This is a genomic window from Microcoleus sp. S36b_A4 (genome assembly GCF_036700645.1).
In the GTDB taxonomy this organism is placed as follows: domain Bacteria; phylum Cyanobacteriota; class Cyanobacteriia; order Cyanobacteriales; family Microcoleaceae; genus Microcoleus.
In genome coordinates, this window is the sequence record NZ_JAUBPI010000013.1 from 1 (window position 1) to 24,237 (window position 24,237).

Here is a 24,237-nt window from a genome sequence, read left to right on the forward strand (position 1 = left end):
AAATTAGAATAGTTAAGTAGAAAAATCCGTTGTGAGTTGATCTCTGTTTTGGTAAAAATTGTAATCTCACACTTTTTTCATTATAACCGATAACTAATCAACTTATTTATTTTTCATTCCTTAATACTCCAATGTTGTGCTATAGTTCATTAGCGGAAAATGCTCGCTTATCTTTGGATAATATCATTCTATTCACAGTGATGTCCAGTCATACAACGTCAGAAAATGTAAGTTGTTTTACCTGACGCTAACTCTCAAAAAAAGTAAAATGTTGCCATCCATGTCATAAAATGTCATAAAATAGCAGGTATAATAAGCAAAACCCCTAAACTTAAGTCACCGATGGACGTTAAAGAAGTCTTGAGATTTGCCGATGACCTGGTTTTCGCTAAGACGGGAGAACATTTGGAGGATCTGCAAGAAGCTATCCTGGGGGGTGTATGGGAAGGTCAAAAATACTCTCAAATCGCAGAAACATCGCATTGTAGCGAAGGTCACGTCAGGAATGTAGCTTCAAAATTATGGAAGCGTTTATCAAATGTATTAGGTGAAGAAGTTACTCCATCGAGTTTACGATCGGCACTTGAGAGACGACAATTATTCATCATTTCAGAAAATTCTGGAAACGATTTTTTTATTGGTAATGTCAATGTCTGTAAGGATAGTCAATCTTCAGAAGTTCCAAAAAGCCGATCGCCCTCCACCCCCACCTCAGACCCCTCCCAACCCCAAACCCGACTAGACTTAGCAGACGCACCTCATATTTCATCATTGTGCGATTCGCCTGATGGCGATAGCTTCGCTTCACGCACATCCGAACTCGCCACCCTGGAAAAATGGATCGTCCAAGAAAAGTGCAACCTCGCAGCAATATCAGGACTCAGCGGCATCGGCAAAACCGCACTTTCCCTCCACCTCATCCAAAAAATTCAGCATAACTTTGAATACGTCATCTGGCGAAGTCTCCGCCACTCCCCACCCTTAGAAACAACCCTAAAAAATCTCCTAGGATTTCTCTTAAATAAACCCGAAATCGAACTCCCTACCAGCATTCCCGATCGACTTTCCCTGTTAATGGAATATCTGCGAAAAAACCGCTGTCTTATTATCCTTGACGACGTGCAAACCATTCTCAGCAGCGGACAACTAGCAGGAAATTACCGCCCCGAATGCGAAAATTACAGCATCCTATTCAGACAAATCGGAGAAACAACCCACAACAGTTGCTTAATCCTCAACAGTTGGGAACCACCCAGAGAAATTACCGCCTTAAAAGGTGAAAATTCACCAGTTCGCAGCTTACAACTCAAAGGCATAGGTGCAGCAGCAGCCGAAATTTGCCGACAAAAAAGTTTACTCAATCCCGAAACATGGGAAAACCTAATTAACACCTACCGAGGCAATCCATTGTGGTTGAAAATAGTCGCCACCACTATTCAAGAAATATTCCGAGGTAGGGTTGCAGAATTTTTGAAATATGATATGCTATTCTTAGGGGAAGAATTGGCAGCAACATTGCACCCGCAGATAAATCGTTTGTCAGAATTAGAAAAAAAACTAATCTGCCGCCTCAGCAGCGAAGCAAATTCAGTTTCAATAGAGCAATTGCTACAAGATGCCGATTTATCGCCCTCTGAGTTATTCAACGGGCTGCAATCTTTGGGGAGGCGATCGTTAGTTGAAATAGAAGAACAGGAGAATGAAACGCTATTCAGCGTTTGTTCTGTGGTGAGACAATATTTAATATCAAATCCCGTTAATTAGCCACAATATCTGTAGGGACACGGCAATGCCGTGTCCTGCAGCGATGATTTAATATGAAATATGAATACTCCTCAACCTTCATTAACTAAAACAGAATTAAGAAAATCGCTCCTCAACACCCGCAAATCCCTATCAGCACAAGAATGGAGACAAAAGAGCGATCGCCTCTGCAACCGCCTGCAAAACTCGCCCCTATTCACCCAAGCAAAAACAATCCTCGCCTACTTCAGTTGTCGCCAAGAACCAGATTTAAGTCCCCTATTTGTAACTCCCCGCAAATGGGGATTTCCCCGCTGTGTCGGCAAAGAGCTATCCTGGCACATCTGGCAGCCCGGAGATGCTTTACATACTGGAGCTTATGGCATACTCGAACCCCTGCCGGATGCTCCTAAAATAGATTACTCAGAAGTAGATTTAATGCTCGTACCCTCAGTAGGCTGCGATGTTGGCGGCTATCGCTTGGGCTACGGCGGTGGCTATTACGACAGAATGCTCAGTTTAGCTGAGTGGGAATCAAAAGTTACGATCGGCATTATCTTTGAATTTGCCTTGCTGGCCCAACTACCAGTTGACTCATGGGATCTACCGCTGCACGGAATTTGCACGGAAAGCGATTTGACAATCGTACAGCAAAAATCAAGAAGGTTGATCGAGCAATAAATTTTCCGAAATTATCCCTAGATCCATGTTTATATATATTCATTTAGGACTTGCACAAGTCTTTTTGAATCTAGAATCTAAAATCTAAAATCTAAAATAGTATGGCCCAGCGCTACGTTCGAGTCAAAACAACACAAGGACACATCCACTACGGTTTACTGCAACTGGGCCACAGCGTTCAAGTATTTGATGCACCGCCCTGGTTAAAAGGACAACCAACCGATTTGGAACTTTCACCAGATACTTACCAAATTCTCGCCCCGTGCGCTCCCTCAAAAATTGTAGCCGTAGGCAAAAATTATGTCGATCACGCCGCCGAGATGGGAACTCCAGTACCGGAAGAACCCCTGCTGTTTTTCAAGCCTCCGAGTGCCGTCATCCCAGCAGGTGCAGAGATTCGTTATCCGCAGCAGTCGGAAAGGGTAGACTACGAGGGAGAATTAGCCCTGGTAATTGGCGAACATTGTACCAACTGCACTCCCGAACAAGCACACAGCAAAATTTGGGGATATACGATCGCCAATGACGTAACAGCCAGAGATTTGCAAAAGCGGGACAACCAGTGGGCGAGGGCCAAAGGGTTCGATACTTTTTGTCCGTTGGGGCCTTGGATTGTCCGCGAACTGAGTCCTGCTGCACAATTGCAGACTTTTGTCAATGAGAGCGAGCGACCGGTACAGTCATCCCAGATCGATCGCATGGTATTTTCGCCAGACTTTCTCGTCTCCTACATCAGTCAAGTAATGACCCTAATTCCCGGTGATGTGATACTGACGGGAACGCCGCAAGGAGTAGGGCCGCTACAAATAGGCGATCGAGTCCGCATCGAAATTGAAGGCATCGGCAGTCTTGAAAATACAGTAGTTATTAGTAATGGGTAATTGGTAATTATCACCAACAACTGTCAACTTTCAACTGCCAACTGCCAACTGCCCATTGACTATCGTACCTGCATATAAACAGCATCCGAAAGCGGAGGAATCTCTGCATAGCGTCCCAAAAGCGACTGCACGACTGCATAGACAAATGCAGCAAAAGCGCCCAAAAACACCATGTTATACAGAGTTTCCGCAATAAATGCGACTTGTAAACCGTTAGAAAAAATCGGTAAAACCAGACCGCACAGCATCAAAACAATGTCTAAAAGAATCGCCTGCATCGCATTAAAACGAATGAAGTGACTGATGTTTTCGTTTCTAACTACTCCTAAATACAGAGCAAAGAAGATAATCAAGCTAGCAAAAGGCAAACTATAAATTTGCATCAATGGAGCTAGCGGTATCAACAACAGTTGCAGGACAGGAAACTGTGTAAACAGAAACCTGCCAAACGCAAGCCCGTCAACCAACGGGAGTAAATAAGGCAAAGAAGCAAAAATTCGGTCTGGAACAGTTGTAGATCCGCGCCAAGTCATAATGAACTCTCCTGAGTCGATCGATTAACTATTAATTCCATTAAACTCAGGATAACGCAGCAGCAGGGTTTGTGTTCCGACTCGCCCGGAATTGGCTTTTTACTCAGCGGGGAGCAGCCTCAACTACCAAGGGCAGGCTTTCTTATTTAATATTGGCAATGACGAAGCCCATTTGACACTCGTACCGATCGGGCAAATTTTCCGTAGGTTTAGCAACTGGATGTCCACAGCGAAGCTCTCCACCACTCCAGCGCGGTTGCCCAGTGCGATCTGCCAGCAAACAACTTTGGCAAACACACTGAGGGGCAAGCATCTGATTTTCCATTAAAATGACTAACATTTGATACCTCCGGCAGGTTTCACACCAGTAATTTCATTGTATGTCAGGAGTTGGGGACAAACCGCTTAACCTGAACACAACGTAATATTTATGTCAATGGTGCGAAATCCGTAGTACGGTATAAGATCCCCAATTCCCAATCCCAAAACTGTCAAGAGGTTGATTATTGTGACGGACACTAACTTAGAATTCCTTTCCAAAACCGATCCGCTAATTGCCGATTTAATCGGGCAAGAGCTCCAGCGGCAGCGAGACCACCTAGAACTCATCGCCAGCGAAAACTTTACCTCCGCAGCGGTAATGGCAGCTCAAGGATCAGTGCTGACCAATAAATACGCCGAAGGACTGCCAGCGAAACGGTACTACGGCGGCTGCGAATTTATTGACGGCATCGAGCAAATCGCGATCGACCGCGCCAAACAGCTATTTGGAGCTGCTCACGCCAACGTCCAGCCCCACTCCGGCGCTCAAGCCAACTTTGCAGTATTTTTGAGCTTGCTGGAACCCGGAGACGGAATTATGGGCATGGATTTGTCCCACGGCGGCCACTTGACCCACGGTTCACCAGTCAACGTATCCGGCAAATGGTTCAAAGCTTTTCACTACGGCGTCAGCCAAGAAACAGAACAGCTCGACTACGACGAAATTTTGGCACTTGCCAAAGAAAACCGCCCGAAATTGCTCATTTGTGGCTATTCAGCATATTCACGAATTATCGACTTTGAGAAGTTTAGAGCGATCGCCGACGAAATCGGAGCCTACCTGCTCGCCGACATCGCGCACATCGCCGGGTTAGTCGCCACAGGGCATCACCCCAACCCCCTCCCCCACTGTCACGCAGTCACCACCACCACTCACAAAACCCTGCGGGGCCCCCGTGGTGGCTTGATTATGACCAATGACCCGGAATTAGGTAAAAAGTTTGACAAAGCAGTTTTCCCCGGTACTCAAGGTGGGCCCTTAGAACACGTCATTGCGGGCAAAGCAGTAGCTTTCGGCGAAGCATTAAAGCCTGAATTTAAAACTTATTCCGGTCAAGTAATTGAAAATGCACGGGCTTTAGCGGCACAGTTGCAGCAGCGGGGTTTAAAACTCGTTTCCGGCGGCACGGACAATCACTTAATGCTAGTTGATTTGCGATCAGCAAATATGACAGGCAAGCGAGCGGACCAATTAGTCAGCGGTGTGAATATTACTGCTAATAAAAATACCGTGCCTTTTGATCCGGCATCGCCCTTTGTAACCAGCGGTTTGAGACTCGGTTCGCCGGCGATGACCACGAGGGGAATGGGAACAGCAGAATTTACCGAGATTGGCAATATTATTGCCGATCGCCTGCTAAATCCAGATGATGAAAGCGTCGCAGCCGACTGCCTGCGTCGAGTAGCAGCACTGTGTGATCGCTTCCCCTTATATCCCCACTTGTACTTGAAAGTGCCGGCATTAGCTTAATTTTCCTGATCGGCAATGGGAAATTGGTAGTTGGAAGTGTACGGGTAAAAGGGTAAAAGAGCAGGAAAAGATTGAGAGTTGCCGGTAGCGATATTGACAAGCGGTTTTCACCAAAAATATCGATCGCCAATACGGTTTTTAGTACAGATATTTGTCGGGCGGGGCTGGTTTGACTAACGGTATTTGTCGGTTGCGAAAGATACCGATCAACTGGGCCCGCTCGCCAAATATAGACTTTTTGGCTCGCGAAAAAGTCTATATTTCAAATCGTTAATTCGAGAGTTATGAATGAACAACCTGACAATTCGCCCCAGGGCAACTGCCATTGCGGCAAATCTCCGACTCCCAAACCCCCAGTCGCTCTTCAAGATGTTTCCTTGTGATAAGCCATCTGAAATGTAGTAGACTCTGCCTGACAGACTAATTGCCCCGCACTATTTAAAATTGATTTCAGATGCCGTACCAGTATCTGTACCACATACTCGCTTTTCTGGTTTCTGCGATCATCGTCCTCTGGAGTACGCCAATAGTCAAAAAAATTGGTCTCAAAAGCGGGCGAGTCGATCGGCCAGGCGAGCGAAAAGTCCACAAGCGCCCGATGGTCCGTTTGGGAGGAGTTTCCATCTTTCTCGGCACTATCATTGCCCTCTTATTTGTCTGGCTCTCAGGAGGCTTCATCGATGCTAACGGACAAGTTCTCAATCCCAAAGACGAATACGAAATTTGGGGAGTCACCCTCGGCGGCATCGGATTCTTCCTCATCGGTTTAGCAGACGACCTATTTTCGCTCTCGGCCTTAAAACGCTTGCTCATGCAAATTGGCGTATCCAGCATCGTTTGGTACGCGGGCGTACAAATTGAGTTTCTCACAGTTCCCTCCTTGGGACTGACTAATATTGGCTGGCTGAGCTTGCCAATTACCGTGATTTGGCTCGTCGGCATGGCGAATGCCATCAACTGGATTGACGGTTTGGACGGTTTAGCTGCCGGAGTTTCAGGGATTGCAGCAGTTGTAATGCTGATTGTCAGTCTGGCGATGCACCAACCGGCGGCGGCCCTGATTGCAGCGGCTTTAGCTGGCGGGGCCTTGGGATTTCTGCGCTACAACTTCAATCCGGCTCAAATCTTTATGGGGGATGGCGGGGCTTATTTTATCGGGTTTACTCTTGCTGGAGTGGGAGTAATTGGGTTAGTTAAAACTACGGCTGTTACTTCTGTGTTGCTGCCCTATTTAATTTTAGCTGTACCGATTTTAGATATGTCGGCGGTGATTCTCGATCGACTTCGCAACGGCAAGTCACCGTTTATTGCTGATAAGCGCCACCTTCACCACCGACTTCTACAAGCCGGACTATCCCATCGATTTGCGGTTTTATTTATTTACTCGCTGACACTGTGGGTTGGAAGTTTAGCCCTAGCTTTTTCGGTTCCCAGTGGCGTAATTTACGCTATGGGTGCAACCAGTTTACTGGGATATGCTAGCTGGAAAGTTTGGAGACACGCTCGATAGTCAGTTGACAGTTGACAGTTGACAGTTGACAGTTGACAGTTGACAGTTGTCAGTTGACAGTTGTTAGTTGACAGTTGTTAGTTGTTAGTAAGAATCACCAATCACCAATCACCAATAACTAATCACTAATGACCAATGCCCAATGCCCAATGCCCAATCCCCAATTCCCCAATCCCCAATCTAAAATCCAAAATCTAAAATCTAAAATCGAATAATGGTTGCTGAAATTATTTGTGTTGGCACTGAATTGCTGTTAGGCGATATTCTTAATAGCAATGCCCAGTTTTTAGCCAAAGAATTAGCGAGTCTGGGAATCCCTCACTACTATCAAACAGTGGTGGGGGACAATCCAGAACGCATCAAACAAGTGTTAGAAATTGCTGTCAGTCGATCGCAGCTTTTGCTGTTCACCGGAGGTCTGGGCCCCACACCAGACGACCTCACAGTCGAAACCATCGCCGATTTTTTTGGGGTTCCCCTCATCGAAAAGCCGGAAATTATCGCAGATATCGAATACAAATATGCTCAGCGGGGACGCACCATGAGTCCCAGCAATCGCAAACAAGCTTTAATTCCAGAAACTGCGGATATTCTGCCGAACCGCAGCGGTTCTGCACCGGGCATTATTTGGCAGCCGGTTTCTGACGTGACAGTAATGACATTTCCCGGCGTACCGGCGGAAATGCACTTAATGTGGCGAGAAACCGCCGTTCCTTACCTGAAAAATGGCGGCTGGTGTAGCGCCACTATTTACAGCCGCACATTAAAATTTTGGGGGATTGCTGAGTCGGCATTGGCGGAAAAAGTAGATAGTTTTCTCAATTTAACTAATCCTACTGTGGCTCCCTACGCCAATCACGGCGAAGTCAAACTGCGGATTTCGGCCCGCGCGGATTCGTCCGTGGCTGCGAAAAACTTGATTGAGCCGATCGAACAACAATTGCGACAAATTGCCGACTTAGACTGTTACGGTGCTGATAGCGATACCCTCGCTTCCACTGTCGGCCAATTGTTGCTTGATGCGGGGCAAACTCTTAGCGTGGCTGAATCCTGCACGGGAGGTGGATTGGGGGCGATGCTGACTGGTGTTCCCGGCAGTTCGAGCTACTTTTTAGGCGGGATTATTTCTTACGACAATCGGGTTAAGGAAGGATTATTAGGTGTTGATCCGCAAGATGTAGCCGAGTTTGGGGCTGTCAGCCACCAAGTAGCAAAACAAATGGCTGCGGGAGTTCGCGCCAGCCTCAATACCGATTGGGGATTGAGCATTACAGGCATCGCCGGGCCTGGAGGCGGCACAGATGCTAAACCTGTCGGACTGGTTTATGTCGGTTTAGCGGGCCCCGACGGCGACACAGAAAGTTTTGAATACCGTTTTGGCGATGCCAGAGGCCGCGATTGGATTCGGAATCTGAGTAGCTGTACGGCGCTCGATCGGCTCCGGCGTAAATTATTGTTGGCAAAAGCGTAGAAAAAATCCTACGATTGGTCAATTGTCAACAGTCAACCGTAAGCTTAAGCTTTATTTAAGACTCTATACTCTGATATAATTCGGCAATTTTCCTTTTGCCTCTTGATTATCTGTAAAGATTCGTTATGATAATAAGATAGGACTGATTGGCCAATATACTGAATCTCTCCATTGCTCAAAATAACCAGCAAGCGAGAAAGCAAGTTTGACCTTTGGTTTCAAAGTCGTGCTTGCTTATTTTTAGATATTTAGCCGTCGGTTTAGCAATCTAGACTATAAAAAAAGGAGCTATCCGTTCAATGGAAGACATTGAAAAGGTGCTGGAAGAAATTAAAGAATGGGTTCGCAAGCTGATAGAAGGACTGCTGAGTCCCGATCCTGAACCGGAACTTGAACCGATTCGTATTCCTGTCAACCAACCAAGGAATCGCAGGTAGTCGGGACTGAATTAGAAGATTGAGGTTTAAGGTTTGACGTTTGAGGTGGCAGGCTGGTTCTAAATCCCATGTCAAAACTCTCATAATTTTTGTTGCGCTGGAAATTTTAAAATTGTTAAATATCCTGGTACTTCACGGCCCGAATCTGAATCTATTGGGTCAGCGAGAACCTGGAGTTTATGGTTCTGCGACTTTAAATGATATCAACAAGTTGCTAGAACGAGAAGCGCAAGCCCTCCAGGTGCAAGTCTCAATTCAGCAGTCAAATCATGAAGGGGTATTGGTGGATGCAATTCACTCGATGTTAGGGCAGCACCAAGGCTTATTGATTAATGCTGGAGCTTATACTCATACGAGTGTGGCAATTAGAGACGCGATCGCCGCAGTGAATATCCCTGCGGTAGAAGTTCATCTGAGCAATATTTATCGACGGGAAGCTTTTCGGCATCACTCGTTTATCGCAGCGGTGGCGATCGGGCAAATCAGCGGTTTTGGCTCAGAAAGTTATCGGCTGGGGCTGCAAGCTCTAGTTAGTTACCTGATTAAAAATTAGAAATTTACCGATTGTAGCGATCGGATAAGGGCAGGTTTTAGATGGAAAACCAGCCCTTATATGTTTGGGTTGAATTCAAATTAATCACAAAAGTTACGCAAAGAAAGAAAACACGAAGAATTCTAAATTACCAATTACCAATTACCAATTACTAACAACTTGAGTTAAATTCAAATGCGGCATTCCCTGTTGAGCAAGTTTCAAGGAACCATCCTAGGGGCAGTTTTAGGAGACTCTATAGGCCTGCAATACCAGAGGCAACTCGTGGGTATTCCCCCCCAAACAGAAGACTTGCAGCCGATTTTACAACTGACGAAACACCAACAATTGACCGTAAGTGGCGCAACATTAGCGTTGAATTCTGTCAACAGTAAAATCCCAACTCGCAGAGACTCATCCGCATCCGGGAGACTTGCGGTAGCGTGTGTTCAAAGTTTAATTCAGTGTAGGGGTTTAGATTTAAAGGATTGGCGCGATACTTGGGAAGCATTTGCCAAGTCGGAAATCTACCATCCCGGCAACAGTGAGTTTCAAACCCTGCTTAACCCTGGTGAAGCTGCTGTTGCTGCGCTGCCATCCGCGATGTTTTTTCACGAAAATAAAGCCAAGCTGCGAGAAAAAATCATGCTGGCGATAGAGGTTTGGCACAACGAAAACCAGCCAGAATGGGAAACAGCAATTTTAGCAGTAGCATATACGATCGCCCGATCTCTCAAAGAAAGACTTGACCCCGCGACAGCGATCCAGCAAACACTTGCCTACCTGAAAACAGATAATGCCTTAACAGAGCTGCTGCTGCAAGTGCAAATACTACTAGAAAAAGGAGCCGATTTAGAAACAGCCGCCACTCATCTGTGCAAAAGCGCCACAGCTTTGCGAGACAGACAGGGCGAAGGTGAAAAAAAAATACAAACCGAGTCAATTGTCAACCCTGGAAATTTCATTCCCATTGCCTTAGCTTTCTACTGCTTTTTGAACACCCCAGAAGACTTTCGCTTGTCAGTGGTGCGCGCTGCCCGCTGTGGCATAGCTGGACAAATAACCTGCGCTTTGACAGGAGCTTTGTCTGGAGCCTATAACGGCGTTGGTGCGATTCCTGTAGAATGGCGACAGGTATCTTCGGCTGAAGTTAATTCGCTGCAGCTAGCCGAGGGCCGAGAACCCTCGCTCTGGGGAACTGGAAGCGATGCAAAAATTGTAGAGTTAGCAAATAACCTGTTTGCTGTTTGGACCGGAGTTTACAAGCCCGATGCCGGACTCGATTCCGCAGCGCTAGCCCGCTCGGTGGCTGCACCTTATGTCATTAGACCTCGTAAAATATAAAGTTTGGAGCTTTTAACGGTAAGGGGAAACCAGAAATTAGCAATTAGCCATTAACAAGTCAAAAGCGAAAGTTGAAGGAGAGCTACAATTAAAGATTAAAAAGTGAAAAATTAAATGTGAAAAATTAAATGGGACGCGCTTGCCCCAACAAGCCAGGTTTAAACGAGAATATGGGGTTGGAAAACGAACAATCTACGGAGAAACAAGGTTTTTAGCCCTCGCGCGCGAGTTCCGTTCAATATGGACAAGGGAAGCAAATAAGCTGCTTGCGTTGTTGGCCACCGTTAGGAAAGTCAACTGATGGCGATAGTCAGGCAAAGTAGTCTGGGGGGTTGAATATTCAGCCAGGGTAGTTCGGATAAAATCAATCAAGATGCATAGTCAGAAATTCTGACAAAGCTGCTGGATAACAGTGATATATCTTCGACACAAATGAATACGCTCTCCTCATTGATGCGGCAGATTGAGCAGCTAGGGGCTGCGCGCTCACTGCGCCAACACATTGCTAAAGTGCAAAATGGCTACAGCAAAGCAGATACCGAGCGCGCTAGCGGGCCTCTCCTGAGCCGTTTGTCGCGCCAGAAATGGCTTCTTCCCGAGACTTTTACTACTAAATTTACAAGTAAAACCTCCAAATCAAGCCTCAAAAATCAAGCTCGTTCCCCTATGTTGGCGCTGGTAGCGGTAGTTTCCCTAAGCAGCGCTCTGGGCCACCGCTTCTACAACCAGCCGAAACTGGATGTGGGCACGAAAGCTCCTCAGACGATTAAGGCTCCTGCTACTGCTAGCGTCCCCGATTACAAAACTACTGAAGAACAGCGGAAAGCAGCGCGCACCGGGGCTGTAGCGATATTAATGCTGGATTCGGCGGTCGATCGACAAATTTATCAAGAATTGCAACAATTTTTGCAGCAGGGAAGCGAGCTACGGGAGGCGGTAGGCCCGTTTCCGTTTGCGAGTACCTCGGCGCTCTCACTTGCGGTTCAGGTTTACTTGCGGGGCTGTCCCGAGTGGGAGTGGCGCTCGATTTTGGCGCAAGCGGGTGACAAAAGGGCAACTTCCGAGCGATTGAGTTTGGATTCCCCGGCAATTGCTGGGGCAACAGATAACAAGTCTCAGCAAGATGCTATAGCTCAACTGCAAGCTTACAGCCGATCGGTCCGGGCGGCAGACTTTCAAAGCCTGACAGACAGTATTTCCTCTGCTCGCCAGCGCTATCTCAATGCTGTGGAGGCGCTGGAAAAACCTTCGGTTTTGGGGCTGCCACAGATTTACGATACTTCGCTGTTTGATTGGTCGGATGTAGCTTGGCAGAAAACCCAAACCGGTATGAGTCGGGCGGCAAAAAGGATGGTGGCTCAAGGTATCCCGCAGGGGTTGCCCAAAGAGATTTTGCAAGAAGCCGTGAAGCTGCAAGTGGCTGATGAAGTGCCGTTAGAGTCCCAAGCTTTGGCGGTGGAGGGTTTAACAGCGATTTTGCAGCCAAATCTGGTGAGAGATCGCGAGGAAACCAAACAGCTAGCTGAATTAGCGGCGCAAAAGGTGAAACCGGTGATGATCGCAGTAGATCAGGGCGAGATAATTGTTGCCCAAGGACAAGAGATCTCGCAGCAAGATTTCGTGTTGCTGGACTATTTTGGTTTAAGTCGGCGGGGGGTGAATTGGCTGGGGCTGACGGGTTTTGTTTGTTTAGTCGGGGGGGCAATTGCGATCGTACTGCTGGTGGAAAGGCACTACCGCTTGCGCCGCAGAGATCATTTGCTATTGCTGCTGCTGACTTTGAGCGCGCCGGTGCTAGTGAGTTTGGGGCTGCCTTGGACGAGTTTGCCGGCGATCGGGATTTTAGCGGGCGGCTTCTACGGTTCGGCCGTGGGAGTGACTGTGGTGGGGCTGCTATCGGCGCTGCTGCCCGTTGGCTTAAATGTGGACTTGATTCATTTGGTGGCTAGCGGGGCGGGGGGATTGCTGGGCGCTTTTATGGCCGGGCGGCTGCGATCGCGCGAGGAATTGGCTCTTTTGGGCTTGGCTCTTGGGTTGACTCAGGGCACGGTTTATCTGGTGGGGACTTTGATTGCCAGCGCCGCTGTCGGTGCGATTTGGTACGTTGTGCTCGGTACTGTGGGCGCGCAAAGTTTGGCCGGTTTGGCTTGGAGCGTTGTGGCGATCGGCATCAGCCCTTATTTGGAACACGTTTTTGACTTGATTACGCCGATCCGGCTGGCGGAACTTGCCAATCCCAACCGCCCGCTGTTGAAGAAGTTGGCTGCCGAGGCTCCGGGGACTTTTCAGCACACGCTGTTTGTGGCGAGTTTGGCGGAGGCTGCGGCCCGGGAACTCGGCTGCAATGTTGAGCTGGTCAGAGCTGGAACATTATACCATGATATTGGAAAAATGCACGATCCGCTCGGATTTTGTGAAAATCAAATGGGTGGGGGCAACAAACACGATGAAATTAATGACCCTTGGGGGAGCGCGGAGATTATTAAAAAGCACGTTACCGAAGGTTTGGTAATGGCGCGAAAGCATCGATTGCCGAAGGCAATTCAGGCGTTTATTCCCGAACACCAAGGTACAATGTTAATTGCTTACTTCTACCACCAAGCGCAGCAAATTGCTGCCAAAGAAATAGAAGATTTAAAGATTACTTTGCCAGATGCGGATAATTCAAAGTTAACAATCGCAAGTCGCCAAGTGAGGGAGGAGGATTTTCGCTACGATGGGCCGATTCCGCAGTCGCGGGAAACCGGGATTTTGATGCTGGCGGATTCTTGCGAGGCTGCTTTGCGATCGCTCAAGGATGCTACTCATGAAGAGGCTTTGAATATGGTTAATCGGATTTTGAGGGCTCGCTGGCAGGATAATCAGTTGATTGATTCGGATTTGACGCGGGAGGATATGTCTCTAATTGCGGAGATTTTTGTGCGAGTTTGGGAACAGTTCAATCACAAGCGGATTGCTTACCCCAGTGCAGTTTTTACTCCCAGGTAGGAGTGAATTTTTAGTTATGAAAAATCTGTTCGCATTTCAGTTGTGAATGAGATTTTATTGCGATTTGCCCCGCAAATAGCCATGCACTTCAGGATTGTTACTGACAATTACCACAGTTTGTTTGATTCCTCAAACTTCCGAAGAGTAGATATCTCTTTCGCCGGCTAGGTGCGATCGCAATTTTTGCCAGTCTGGGGCATCGATCGCATTTGCAAAAGCGATGATAATATCTACAACCCCAGCGCAGTGAACAATCCAGCGGATGTCCGGTAGTTCGTACATAGCAAATAAATTTTGTGAGTTGTATCGCAGAAGGAATAAATACTAATTTTGGACTTCCAATCCCCATGCCCCATGCCCCATGCCCCATGCCCCATGCCCCATGCCCCATGCCCTCATTCTATCCTTTGACTCCGGCAGCAGTTTCTGTTGGCACAATGTATTTTTGCAAGAGCAAAAATAGTCCTAAAACTGGAACAATAGAAATAATAGAACCCGCCGCAACTAAACGCCAATCTAAGGAAAATGTCCCGGCTAAATTAGCTACCCCTAAAGGTAAAGTGTAATATTCCGGCCTGTCTAAAACTAGCAGCGGCCACAGAAAGTCGCTCCAAGAACCGATAAATACGAAAATTCCTAGGGTGACTAAAGCTGGCTTAATTGCCGGAATCATGACGTGCCACCAAATGCCTAATTCGCTGCAGCCGTCGATGCGGGCGGCTTCTTCTAGTTCTTTGGGAACTGCTAGAAATGCTTGTCGTAATAAAAATATGCCGAAGGCTGAGGCTAGTCCGGGAAAGATTACGCCTAAATAACTATTTTTTAGTCCGAGTTGTACTGTCAATATGTATAGGGGAATCATGACTATTTGGAAGGGAATCATGATTGTGGAAACGATCGTGATTAAGATGGCTTCGCGGCCGCGAAATTTGAGTCGGGCTAAGGGGTAAGCGGCGAGGGCGCAAAAGAAAACGTTGATGCTAACTGTGAGGCCGGCAATTAGGGTGCTGTTGAACAGGTAGCGGCCGAAGGGGTTGGTTTGCCAAACTTTGATGAAGTTTTCGAGGGTTGGCTGTTGTGGCCACAGTTGCGGGGGAAATTGAAAGATGTTTTCGTTGGGGGATTTGAGGGAGGTACTGAGCAGCCACAGCAAGGGAAACAGCATCAAAAGTCCGATCGCGCTCATGATGCTGTACGTCCACAGGGTGCTCCACGGCGAGGGAGTGTTGTTTGGGGAATTTGATTTTTTAGTTTTGAGATTGTTCATTGTTGGGATATGATGATAAGTCCTTGCTTCGTGAGAAGCCTTGTTGTCCATAAGGGGATTATTGCCATGAAACCGTTTATTTACGAAACTATGTACATTCTGCGCCCTGATTTGGGTGAAGAAATGACAGACCAGGCGATCGCTAAATATCAAACTATTTTGCGCGATCAAGGTGCTGAAAACATCGAAACTCAGCACCGTGGCAAGCGCCGTTTGGCTTACGAAATCGGCAAGCACCGGGACGGAGTATACGTTCAAATGAACTATACAGCTCCGGGCGCTGCAATTTTTACCCTGGAACGCGCGATGCGTCTGAGCGAAGAAGTGATTCGCTATTTGACTATCAAGCAAGATGTGCCAGATGCACCTGAAGCGGAAGCTGAAGCTGAAGTCGCCGAGTAGCGCATTCGTGTCAACTTAAGGTCTTCTTTAGTACCAGTCTACTGTTTGACGATTAGGGCAGCTTACTTCTCGGCCCCGGCACGCCTTTCTTAAGGGCTACGCTGTATACACAACTTGAAAAACTAACGTCAGAGTCTTTCGCTCCCCCTGGCATTCTCCTGAAAAAGAGGCTAGGGGGATCTCTGGAATTGTGGGTATAACATAGTTTCTTAAAGGCGGGACTTGATGTTAATTGAAATTATAGGTGAATGGGCGATTGTTTTTCTAGGGGAGGACGATCGCTCTTTTTTGTGGGGAGGCTGCTGGGACTTAATCTATTTTTATCAACAAAGAAAGCTCGCTTTTTGAGGATGGCGAGGGCGATTCACTTAGCCCAAATCTATTATCTAGTTGACTACAAAAAACTTGACTATGCTTGAGCATAGCTGCTTAATCATTGTAAATCTAATTGTGATTAGCTACTTATTAAATTTACTGTTAGCTAAGGCAAATTCGACTCTCTTGAGAGGCAAAATTCTGCATCTCTAACTCTGAACCCAACTATAAAGTTATTTTGGCCCTTGGCAATTAGGTAGCCGCCAAAATGTGGCTTTTAGAAGACGAATATTGTCAAATTTTGCCAACTGCTGCTTGGGGTTGGGCCTGAATCCACGAGCCAAAGCCCGATCGCACTCCCTGCAAGCTCGATCGAGCTTCTCGCCCCATAGCCCAAATTGTAAAGTTTTGTGACAATTTGCATTTGGTAGCTTTAGATACAGAATTGTCTGTTATAGTGATAGAAGAGAAGAAAAAACAAGCCCAACATTAATCTAAAGAATACGGAGGAACCGCATATGTCTACTGAAAATCAAGCTCGCTCTCTGATGATGCGCCACCACCAACTGGTGAAGAACCGCCAGCAATCCATGCTCAACCGCACCGCCACCGAAGTCGGGATGGAAGATACGCACTACTGGGGTCACATTCAAGGCAAACCGCAGCCCAGCTTTCAAGCCAGTTACGATCGCAGCAACGCCACTATGAGCTAGGCCAAGCTCAATTTCGACAATTGTCTACGAAGTTATTACCTAGAATTTGGAGAAATCAGTTATGTCAACTCAAGAACAAGCCCGCAACCTGATGATGCGCCATCAACACGTCGTCAAAAACCGTCAGGAATCCATGCTGAGCCGTGTGGCTGCTGAAGTTGGTTTAGATGCTGGTTCTCCAGCGAGTATCGATCGCAAATAACTCCTTTTTTCAACGGCGAGATAGTTGAATAGAGTTTGTTGTTTGCCACCTAAAAATTAATAATGTCAATTACAAAACCGTCGCGACTTCTTCTTGAGTTCTAACTCTAGATTGGAAGCCGCGATTAGTTTTATGGGGAATTGGGAATTGGGAATTGGGAATTGGGAATGGGAAATTGGGTTCAAAACAATCTAAAATCTAAAATCTAAAATCTAAAATCGTTTGACTGAGCGCTCACGCCGAAGTCTAAAATCTAAAATCTAAAATCTAAAATCTAAAATGGTATAATCCCCTTTCAGCAGATTGAAGGCTACTAGGGAGGTCATGATGTCGGACTGGAAAGAAATTGACGGCGGAGTTACAGCACCCAGAGGGTATCGAGCCTCGGGAATTACAGCGGGCTTGAAGCCTTCAGGCTTGCCGGATTTAAGTTTAATTTTGTCAGAGGTAGACGCAATCGCCGCCGGAGTCTTCACAACCTCCACTGTCCGGGCCGCTTGTGTGGACTACTGCCGCCAGCGTTTGCAAGCTAAACCCAGCGCCAAAGCAATTTTGTGCAATGCGGGACAAGCTAATGCTGCTACTGGCGAACAAGGTTTGGCAGATGCCCTCGAAAGTGCCAAATTGTTGGGAGAAGCGCTGAATATTCCTCCAGAATCTATTCTTTTGGCCTCCACTGGCGTCATCGGACAGCGGATTAAAATGGAGCCGCTGAGGGCCGGAATTCCAAAATTAGTTGCTGAGGCATCCGAAACTGGTTCCGATGCGGCGGCTAAGGCTATTTGTACGACTGATTTAGTGCCGAAAACGATCGCCCTGGAAACCATGTTTGGCGATCGGCCCGTCCGCATCGGCGGCATTTGCAAAGGTTCGGGAATGATTCACCCGAATATGGCAACAATGCTGGCATTTGTAACTTGCGATGCAGCAGTGTCATCGCATTTGTGGCAAGAAATGGTGAGTCGGGCGGCTAACAGAAGTTTCAATCAAATTACTGTTGACGGCGATACCAGTACCAACGATTCGCTAATTGCTTTGGCAAACGGTCAATCCCGCACACCGGCAATTACGGAAATGGGGGCAGATGCTGAAAAATTAGAGGCGATGCTGACAGAAGTTTGCGTGCATTTAGCAAAGGCGATCGCCCGTGACGGCGAAGGTGCAACTTGTTTGGTGGAAGTGCAAGTTAGTGGCGCCCTGGATGAAATTTCTGCGAGTAAAATTGCCAAAACAATTGTGGGTTCTTCTTTGGTGAAAGCTGCTATTTTCGGACGCGATCCGAATTGGGGCAGAATTGCGGCGGCGGCTGGGCGCGCTGGTGTCGCTTTCGATCAAGAGAATTTGCGGATTCAATTGGGGGATTTTTTGATGATGGAAAACGGGCAACCTAAAGAGTTCGATCGCGCTGCTGCAAGTAATTATATGAAAGCGGCTGCGGAGGGGGAATATTTGAAGGCTGATACGGTTTTAATTCAGATTAGTGTCGGGAATGGCAGCGGTTTTGCGAAAGCTTGGGGATGCGATTTGAGTTACGACTACGTGAAGATTAATGCGGAGTATACGACTTAAAAAAGTTCACGAGGTTACAAGTCCGGGCGGTTAGAAACCGCGCCTACACAAACAAAACCAGATGACGGCGGGTTAAAGGCAAATTTCACACAATTTAAACTAAACTTCCCCCGGTGGGGGGAAATTAAAAAATATGAAACCTTTACTCACCGAGTTAATCTCAGCTTTTTTGCTCCTCCTTTTTAAATCGCGGAAGCCCTTACAAATATCAGCTTTTTATGATTTTAACAAAAGAGCGCTAAAAATCTTATTCAGACTAAATTTCAAGACTTTTTAAGGTTATTATTAATAAGTTTAAAAAAGTCTTGAAAACACGCCCTAGCCGAAACTATCGGAGACAAACACATAGCCACCACCATACCCGACAGCATTATCCACTAATATTAAGCCGTCGTTGGTCTGCGGATCGCCACTCTGAGCAAGTCCATAATTCACCACGCGCAACAACCGCTGCGGCGTAAACGATTCTAATTCCACAAAATTGCCTGCATCCAGCCATGCTAGTTCTTCGGCTGTTAAACTTTGCCTTACAGCGTCGGGTAATTGACGGGCTGTTTGTGCCATTGTTTGAGATTTCTGCACAAACATATCACGGGTTGCTAAGATTTGACGGGGAGAAATTCCCAAATCAAAAATCGTCACCGCTTGACTCGCAAACCACTCTGGACTGGTTCGCAGTTGATGTACTAAGCCAACTCCAGGAGGACTCGCATTGTGCAGTGCATATACTTTTAAATCGGTATTGCGCCGCAGCATTTCGATTACGGTGTTGAAGATGCTTTGGGGATAGCCACTAATACTAAGAATGGCGCAGTTGTTTTCAAAATGAACGTTGTTGGCAATGAGGAATTGAGCTATTTCGTCACTGTCACAGATAATTGCGCGATCGAAGCTGTAGGCGCTAACTTCCGGAGCGATGGTTGCGGGCAAAGCCTCTTGACGAGCAGCAGGGAGCAGTTTTTCTAATGCGCCGTTCACCCTTTGCCAGTCTCGCAGCCATTTATCGCTCTGCGCTGAATTAACAATAAATACTTCACTAATTTCGTGTAGGCGATTTTTTTGTGAAATGCCGAGCCAGTAGGAAAATAGCCCTAGCAAAGTCGCTGCTATGTACCTTGTCAAAGAAGCAGCTAGCAAGCTGATGGGAATGGCAGTCACTAGAATAATCAACCCTAAAGTTTGTAGATTTTTAGCATTATTTCTTCTGCCGCGAATACCTTGAGCAGGAGACTTGCTGTCATCGAAAAATAGCCATATCCAAATCAAATTGTAGAGAGCGAAGGGAATACTAAGTGCGAATTGTGATGAAAAAATAGGAAGACCGAAGCTACTGCCGATTCCTCCCAATACGAAGCTAAAAAAGAAGTAGAGAAAAATCCCGCTGATTCCGGGCGTGCGAGATTTAAGCTTTTGATCAATAAAATACAAAAACTGTTTGTGCGTAAAAAACAACATATTTTGGCTGGAAATATTTTCGATCGCCTTTTTGAAAAACGGATCGGTGAATGCTAACTTTTTATCAGTGACGCTAGTCGGTTCAAAAACAAACGGATGGTTGCACCGCTTACAGCGACCTGAGTTGCTTGTACGATCGCTCAAAATGTTGTCGGTATTACACTGGACGCATTTCATTCCCATTTCGGTTACTCCTGATTGATTTAATGGATTTATATCGTTGGCGGTTGTTTTGGAATGATTTAACCGCAGAGGGCGCAGAGGACGCAGAGGAAGAGAAGAGAGATAATAAGTAGAAGGAAGAAGGAAGTTCGGCAACGGATTCTGTAACGGATGTAACGGATGTAACGGATGTAACGGATGTCAGTCCGATGGAAGTCGCAAGAAGGAAGAAACTATGCCCAATGCCCAATGCCCAATGCCCTATTAAAATATTTGCCCGTTTAATAAAATAGAATAGTCTTCTCGCTGTCGAATTAATCGATCGCCCTTAGCATCAATCAACACTTCAGCAGGGCGGGGGCGGTGCAGAAAATGTGACGACATCGCATAGCCGTAAGCGCCGCTATCCAAAATCGCGATCGCATCTCCAATTTTGAGTTTCGGTAGCCAACAGTTGCGCCCCAAATAATCCCGCGAATAAGTGGTGTTGCCACAAATATCCGTTTCGTGTCGCGATACATCGTCGGTTTCCCAAGTTGCGATCGCCCGATAGCCTCCGTGCACCGCAGGCACCGATAGATTTGATACAGTCGTATCCACACCGACAATTTGCCGATCTGCCAACCACTTCACCGACACAACTTTCGCAAGCAAAACGCCACAACCTGCGATCGCCGATCGTCCCGGTTCAATCACCAACTCGATCGGGCGAGATAGCGCACTCAATCGTTCAGTAATCGCCGCACCAAACTCCCGCCAGTCAAACACTGCACCGCCTCGATAGGGATAGCCAAAACCACCGCCAAAATCGAGGGTTCGCCAATCTGGCAACTGTTGGGCGATCGCAATTAGGCGATCGATCGCCTGCGTAAAAGCACTCGTGGCGTTCGTTCCCGTCCCCCGATAAAAATGCAGTCCAGTGATGCTAAACCCTTGCTGCTGCGCGATTTCGTTCGCTTTTTCAAATTCAGCGGGACGCACTCCGATTCGACTGTCTCCCGTCAATTCCGGTGAGTTGAGCCGCAGTCCGATTTCGGGACGGCGCGATCGCGGTTGACTCCTGAAATATTCGCAGAAATCCTGGAGTTGCGACAGACTATCGAAATTAAATCGATCAATCTTCCACTCAATCAATTGCTGAATATCCGCCCTGTTGAGGTTACTGCCGGTGTAGACAATATGATCGCCCGTAAAACCCGCTTTCAGCCCCAAAAAAACATCGCCCGGTGTATTCGCGTGCAGCCCCCAACCAGCTTGCTGAATCAGTTGCAACAGAGCAATATTGCCATTGGTGACAGTAGCAAAATGAAACTGAACGCGGGGATAGTCGATCGATCGCGTAATGTGCTCAAGGGTTTGATGGAGGATATCGGCCTGATACACATATAAGGGCGAACCATAAGTTGACAAAAGTCGCTTAGCCATTGCTTCCGAGAACGGCGGCGAATGTATTTTGGTTTCATTCTCTAGCAAAGATTCAATCATATAGAAGAAGTTCGGCAACGGATTTTGTAACGGATGTAACGGATGTTCGGCAACGAATTATTTAACGGATGTTCGGAACAGGGAAGATTGTAAAATTAACTGTCAACTGTCAACTGTCAACTGTCAACTGCCTTCGATATTTCCAAATGCGTTGCCCGATCGCCGGTGGCAACCAAAACACATGATCCAGCGATCGCTTAACCGGAATTTCGCCTAAAACCTCGGTTCGCCATGCCTGCCACATCAGCAGCAACCAGAGATTATTGCCAATATAGCGATCGCGCATGGCAACTCCGAGTTGTCCCGATAACATCGAGTCAGCCAAATAAGGTTGCCAGCAATTTTGCGATCGCAACAGATTCGGATTCAGCCGATCGCCGATCGCAGCCCAAAACTCGCGGTAATACCAAACCTTCAACGGCACACCCATCCCGCGCTTTTCCCGCCAGATAATTTCCGGCGGCAACCAGCGTTCGGCAGCTTTCTTGAGGATGTATTTTTCGCACGCACCTTGCAGTAGCAGCTCGCCAGGGAGTTGAAACGTCCATGCTGTGAGGTCGGGGTCGCAGAAGGGCGATCGCACCCACAAACCGCAAGCAAACCCCAATGCCGTTGCCCTCGGCTGAATATTTTGGGCACCTTTGAGCATCAGCGAAGCGCGCCGTAGCCTCGCTAGCAGGGAAGGACAGGTTTCGAGATCGATCGCGTCTTGCAGGTAAACGCTCAAATCGTGAGACTGGATGCGATCGAGCATTTCTGGCGAAAAAATCTGTTTTTCATAACCATAAAATCGCTGAAACGTCCGCAAATACTGCTGTTCAAAGGTTTCTGTTCCGGCTGGATGTTCTGCACTGTAAACTCCGTTGGCAATCAAAGGTTTGTTCGTCCATCCAGCAAATAGCTGATCGCCATTCTCGCCATTGAATACAACTCGCACGTCTTGTGCCGCCGCCTGTTTGAGCAAAAACAGCGGGGCTGTTGTGCCATCTCCATAGGGTAAATCGAGGGCTTTGGCGGTTGGCCCGATCGCGCGCAACACTGCATCGCCCGTCGCCGCCACTCGGATCAGCGGAATCTGGAAAAAGTCCGCCACCTGTTGGGCGTAGGGCAGTTCGGAATAGGCTTCGACACCAAAATCGAGGGCATAGGCGCGCACTTGCAAGCCTGCTTTCACTAGCAGCGCCGTCACCAGGGAAGAATCGATGCCACCGGAGAGTAAAACGCCTACGGGTTCGTCGATCGGCAAATCGGCCACTTGTCGATCGATCGCCTGTTGCAAAAGCGCTTGCAATTGTGCGATCGCCTCGTCTTCACTCCGCAGTAATTGGGGCGCTTCTTGCCAAGCTGAAGGCAGCGATTCCCTACGGGATAGCTTCGCCGCGCGTACTTTCGGCTGATCGTTAACATCGGCGATTTCCCAAATCATCTCGCTTCCGGCTGCTACGGATGCAATTTGCTCGATCGGCGTTAACGGCGTGGGTACGTAGGAAAAGCAAGCATAACTATGTAGGGCGATCGGGCTAATTTGAGGGGAAGCAATCAGCGGTAGCAGCAATTGCATCCGCGTCGAAAACCAAATCGTTTCTCCCAACTGCATCCAGTAAAGCGGCACTCGCCCAAACGGATCGCGCCCCAGCCGTAGCTGTTTCGCTTCTACCGCCGCCCAAGCATCTCCCGGTAAATAGGTTGGCCCAAATCGCCCGCAAGCATTCAGCGTCACTGTGTCAGCCGTGAGTACAGATGCAGAGGCGATCGCCCATTCTGATAATTTGCCCTGGCGAATGCAGTAATCTGGGACTAAACGGCTGAGTGTTTTTGTGCAATCGTCCAGTCCCCAATAGCCGATAAAATGTGAAGGTTTGTCGATCGCACCCATCTATTTCACCGTGAAAGGTTCACTGCTAATCACGCGCCCATCCAGGGACATCCGAACTTCCCATTTGCCGGGGGCTGCAGCCGATCCGAGATCGTAAAAGCAGTGGGTATTCCAAACCGCAGTATCGATCGTGCGAGTTTGATACCTGCCCTGATGAACAATGTCACCGCTGGGGTTAATCCAATCGCATTGCAGAGACAACTGATTGCCGATCGGAGCATTTTGCAATGTTACCTGGTAGTAGATTCGGGGACTAATTTGACGGTTGACTTGAATAAGGCTGTCACCACCCTTTTGAGATAGGGCAATTCGATCTTCTCCTGCGACAACTTGAGCAGTTTGTTGCTGATTTTGCCCGAAAAGCACGCCTATCCCGATCGCAGAAATAACAACAACTGTCGAGGCGATCGCGATCCAACGGTTGCGTCGCTGCTGTTGTTCTAGGGCTTCGCGGCGGCGCATTTGGGCGATCGCATCTTCTAAAAGCTCATCAGGAAGATTCAACTCCCGTAAAATTTCTCTTACCTGATCGGGTTCCAATTCTAACTCGCGCTGCTGCGATAACTTGTCGATCTCAGCGATCACCTGTGCTAATTGAGTTTGAGTGAGTCGATGTTCCATAAAGTTCTTTCCAGTTAAAAGTTAGATATATAAATCACCCCTCTCTTCTCTTCCTCTGCGCCCTCTGCGCTCTCTGTGGTTAAATTATCCATATTATTCAATAAATAGCTCTCAAAGTCAATTCATAAAAATCATAACCTTGACCTCATAAAAATCATATTTATAGGACTTAGCATGGGTGCCCAGAAACCGGGGCTTTTTACAAAAACACTTCTTTGCAACCTGCATATTAGGTAAAAAACCAAGTTTCTTTGTCCG

23 protein-coding genes are annotated in these 24,237 nt (G+C 47.4%); 14 read left to right on the forward strand and 9 right to left on the reverse strand.

Annotated features, from left to right (window positions below; translation table 11 throughout):
• Window positions 1-342: 342 nt before the first annotated feature.
• The 3 genes from QUA03_RS06250 to QUA03_RS06260 all read left to right on the forward strand — a co-directional run bounded on the left by QUA03_RS06250 (window position 343) and on the right by QUA03_RS06260 (window position 3,305).
• Window positions 343-1,764 (forward strand): NB-ARC domain-containing protein, encoded by a 1,422-nt coding sequence (locus QUA03_RS06250; RefSeq protein ID WP_333210592.1) that lies wholly within the window; start codon window positions 343-345, stop codon window positions 1,762-1,764.
• A 60-nt stretch (window positions 1,765-1,824) separates the two neighbouring features.
• On the forward strand, window positions 1,825-2,424 hold the full coding sequence (locus QUA03_RS06255; RefSeq protein ID WP_333210594.1) for a 5-formyltetrahydrofolate cyclo-ligase: 600 nt from the start codon (window positions 1,825-1,827) through the stop codon (window positions 2,422-2,424).
• A 101-nt stretch (window positions 2,425-2,525) separates the two neighbouring features.
• A complete protein-coding gene (locus tag QUA03_RS06260; RefSeq protein ID WP_333210596.1) occupies window positions 2,526-3,305 on the forward strand; it encodes a fumarylacetoacetate hydrolase family protein in 780 nt (259 codons plus the stop codon).
• Between the two features lie 59 nt (window positions 3,306-3,364).
• Here the strand turns inward: QUA03_RS06260 and QUA03_RS06265 are convergent, their stop codons facing one another.
• Both QUA03_RS06265 and QUA03_RS06270 read right to left on the reverse strand, forming a co-directional pair.
• Window positions 3,365-3,838, reverse strand: a complete 474-nt coding sequence (locus QUA03_RS06265; protein WP_333081032.1) for a Tic20 family protein — start codon at window positions 3,836-3,838, stop codon at window positions 3,365-3,367.
• Between the two features lie 142 nt (window positions 3,839-3,980).
• Window positions 3,981-4,178, reverse strand: a complete 198-nt coding sequence (locus QUA03_RS06270; RefSeq protein ID WP_006631916.1) for a hypothetical protein — start codon at window positions 4,176-4,178, stop codon at window positions 3,981-3,983.
• Window positions 4,179-4,346: 168 nt separating this feature from the next.
• Between QUA03_RS06270 and glyA the strand changes: the two genes are divergently transcribed.
• The 7 genes from glyA to QUA03_RS06305 all read left to right on the forward strand — a co-directional run bounded on the left by glyA (window position 4,347) and on the right by QUA03_RS06305 (window position 13,912).
• The gene (glyA, locus tag QUA03_RS06275; RefSeq protein WP_333081031.1) at window positions 4,347-5,630 is read left to right on the forward strand and encodes a serine hydroxymethyltransferase; all 1,284 of its coding nucleotides are present in this window, start codon (window positions 4,347-4,349) and stop codon (window positions 5,628-5,630) included.
• A 454-nt stretch (window positions 5,631-6,084) separates the two neighbouring features.
• Window positions 6,085-7,140, forward strand: a complete 1,056-nt coding sequence (locus QUA03_RS06280; RefSeq protein ID WP_333210598.1) for an MraY family glycosyltransferase — start codon at window positions 6,085-6,087, stop codon at window positions 7,138-7,140.
• A gap of 214 nt (window positions 7,141-7,354) precedes the next feature.
• Complete coding sequence (locus QUA03_RS06285) at window positions 7,355-8,611, forward strand: competence/damage-inducible protein A (RefSeq protein WP_333210600.1); 1,257 nt, start codon at window positions 7,355-7,357, stop codon at window positions 8,609-8,611.
• A 299-nt stretch (window positions 8,612-8,910) separates the two neighbouring features.
• Complete coding sequence (locus tag QUA03_RS06290) at window positions 8,911-9,048, forward strand: hypothetical protein (RefSeq protein ID WP_333081027.1); 138 nt, start codon at window positions 8,911-8,913, stop codon at window positions 9,046-9,048.
• 112 nt (window positions 9,049-9,160) lie between these two features.
• The gene (aroQ, locus tag QUA03_RS06295; protein ID WP_138920973.1) at window positions 9,161-9,601 is read left to right on the forward strand and encodes a type II 3-dehydroquinate dehydratase; all 441 of its coding nucleotides are present in this window, start codon (window positions 9,161-9,163) and stop codon (window positions 9,599-9,601) included.
• Window positions 9,602-9,775: 174 nt separating this feature from the next.
• Window positions 9,776-10,924, forward strand: a complete 1,149-nt coding sequence (locus QUA03_RS06300) for an ADP-ribosylglycohydrolase family protein (protein WP_333210602.1) — start codon at window positions 9,776-9,778, stop codon at window positions 10,922-10,924.
• Window positions 10,925-11,356: 432 nt separating this feature from the next.
• Window positions 11,357-13,912: an HDIG domain-containing metalloprotein gene (locus tag QUA03_RS06305; RefSeq protein ID WP_333210604.1), complete on the forward strand. Its 2,556-nt coding sequence runs from the start codon at window positions 11,357-11,359 to the stop codon at window positions 13,910-13,912.
• Between the two features lie 129 nt (window positions 13,913-14,041).
• Here the strand turns inward: QUA03_RS06305 and QUA03_RS06310 are convergent, their stop codons facing one another.
• Both QUA03_RS06310 and QUA03_RS06315 read right to left on the reverse strand, forming a co-directional pair.
• Complete coding sequence (locus QUA03_RS06310; RefSeq protein ID WP_333210606.1) at window positions 14,042-14,194, reverse strand: hypothetical protein; 153 nt, start codon at window positions 14,192-14,194, stop codon at window positions 14,042-14,044.
• Window positions 14,195-14,312: 118 nt separating this feature from the next.
• A complete protein-coding gene (locus QUA03_RS06315) occupies window positions 14,313-15,179 on the reverse strand; it encodes a carbohydrate ABC transporter permease (RefSeq protein WP_333210608.1) in 867 nt (288 codons plus the stop codon).
• Between the two features lie 66 nt (window positions 15,180-15,245).
• Here QUA03_RS06315 and rpsF point away from each other — a divergent pair, with 66 nt between their 5' ends.
• Complete coding sequence (gene rpsF / locus QUA03_RS06320; protein WP_015176119.1) at window positions 15,246-15,581, forward strand: 30S ribosomal protein S6; 336 nt, start codon at window positions 15,246-15,248, stop codon at window positions 15,579-15,581.
• Between the two features lie 609 nt (window positions 15,582-16,190).
• Here rpsF and QUA03_RS06325 read toward each other — a convergent pair.
• Window positions 16,191-16,313 carry a hypothetical protein gene (locus QUA03_RS06325; RefSeq protein ID WP_333210610.1) on the reverse strand — a complete coding sequence of 41 codons (123 nt, stop codon included), beginning with the start codon at window positions 16,311-16,313 and terminating at the stop codon, window positions 16,191-16,193.
• Window positions 16,314-16,414: 101 nt separating this feature from the next.
• Here QUA03_RS06325 and QUA03_RS06330 point away from each other — a divergent pair, with 101 nt between their 5' ends.
• The 3 genes from QUA03_RS06330 to argJ all read left to right on the forward strand — a co-directional run bounded on the left by QUA03_RS06330 (window position 16,415) and on the right by argJ (window position 18,380).
• On the forward strand, window positions 16,415-16,609 hold the full coding sequence (locus tag QUA03_RS06330) for a hypothetical protein (protein ID WP_006631905.1): 195 nt from the start codon (window positions 16,415-16,417) through the stop codon (window positions 16,607-16,609).
• A 61-nt stretch (window positions 16,610-16,670) separates the two neighbouring features.
• On the forward strand, window positions 16,671-16,811 hold the full coding sequence (locus QUA03_RS06335) for a hypothetical protein (RefSeq protein WP_015176121.1): 141 nt from the start codon (window positions 16,671-16,673) through the stop codon (window positions 16,809-16,811).
• A gap of 327 nt (window positions 16,812-17,138) precedes the next feature.
• Complete coding sequence (gene argJ, locus QUA03_RS06340; protein WP_333210612.1) at window positions 17,139-18,380, forward strand: bifunctional ornithine acetyltransferase/N-acetylglutamate synthase; 1,242 nt, start codon at window positions 17,139-17,141, stop codon at window positions 18,378-18,380.
• Between the two features lie 318 nt (window positions 18,381-18,698).
• On the opposite strand, the gene QUA03_RS06345 is transcribed toward argJ, so the two are convergent.
• The 4 genes from QUA03_RS06345 to QUA03_RS06360 form a co-directional block, all read right to left on the reverse strand.
• On the reverse strand, window positions 18,699-20,018 hold the full coding sequence (locus QUA03_RS06345; protein WP_333210614.1) for a hypothetical protein: 1,320 nt from the start codon (window positions 20,016-20,018) through the stop codon (window positions 18,699-18,701).
• Window positions 20,019-20,261: 243 nt separating this feature from the next.
• Window positions 20,262-21,482: a decarboxylase gene (locus tag QUA03_RS06350; RefSeq protein ID WP_333210615.1), complete on the reverse strand. Its 1,221-nt coding sequence runs from the start codon at window positions 21,480-21,482 to the stop codon at window positions 20,262-20,264.
• Window positions 21,483-21,591: 109 nt separating this feature from the next.
• On the reverse strand, window positions 21,592-23,358 hold the full coding sequence (locus tag QUA03_RS06355; protein ID WP_333210617.1) for an asparagine synthetase B family protein: 1,767 nt from the start codon (window positions 23,356-23,358) through the stop codon (window positions 21,592-21,594).
• Window positions 23,359-23,979: a DUF3859 domain-containing protein gene (locus QUA03_RS06360; protein WP_333210618.1), complete on the reverse strand. Its 621-nt coding sequence runs from the start codon at window positions 23,977-23,979 to the stop codon at window positions 23,359-23,361. It abuts the gene before it with no gap.
• Window positions 23,980-24,237 lie beyond the last annotated feature (258 nt).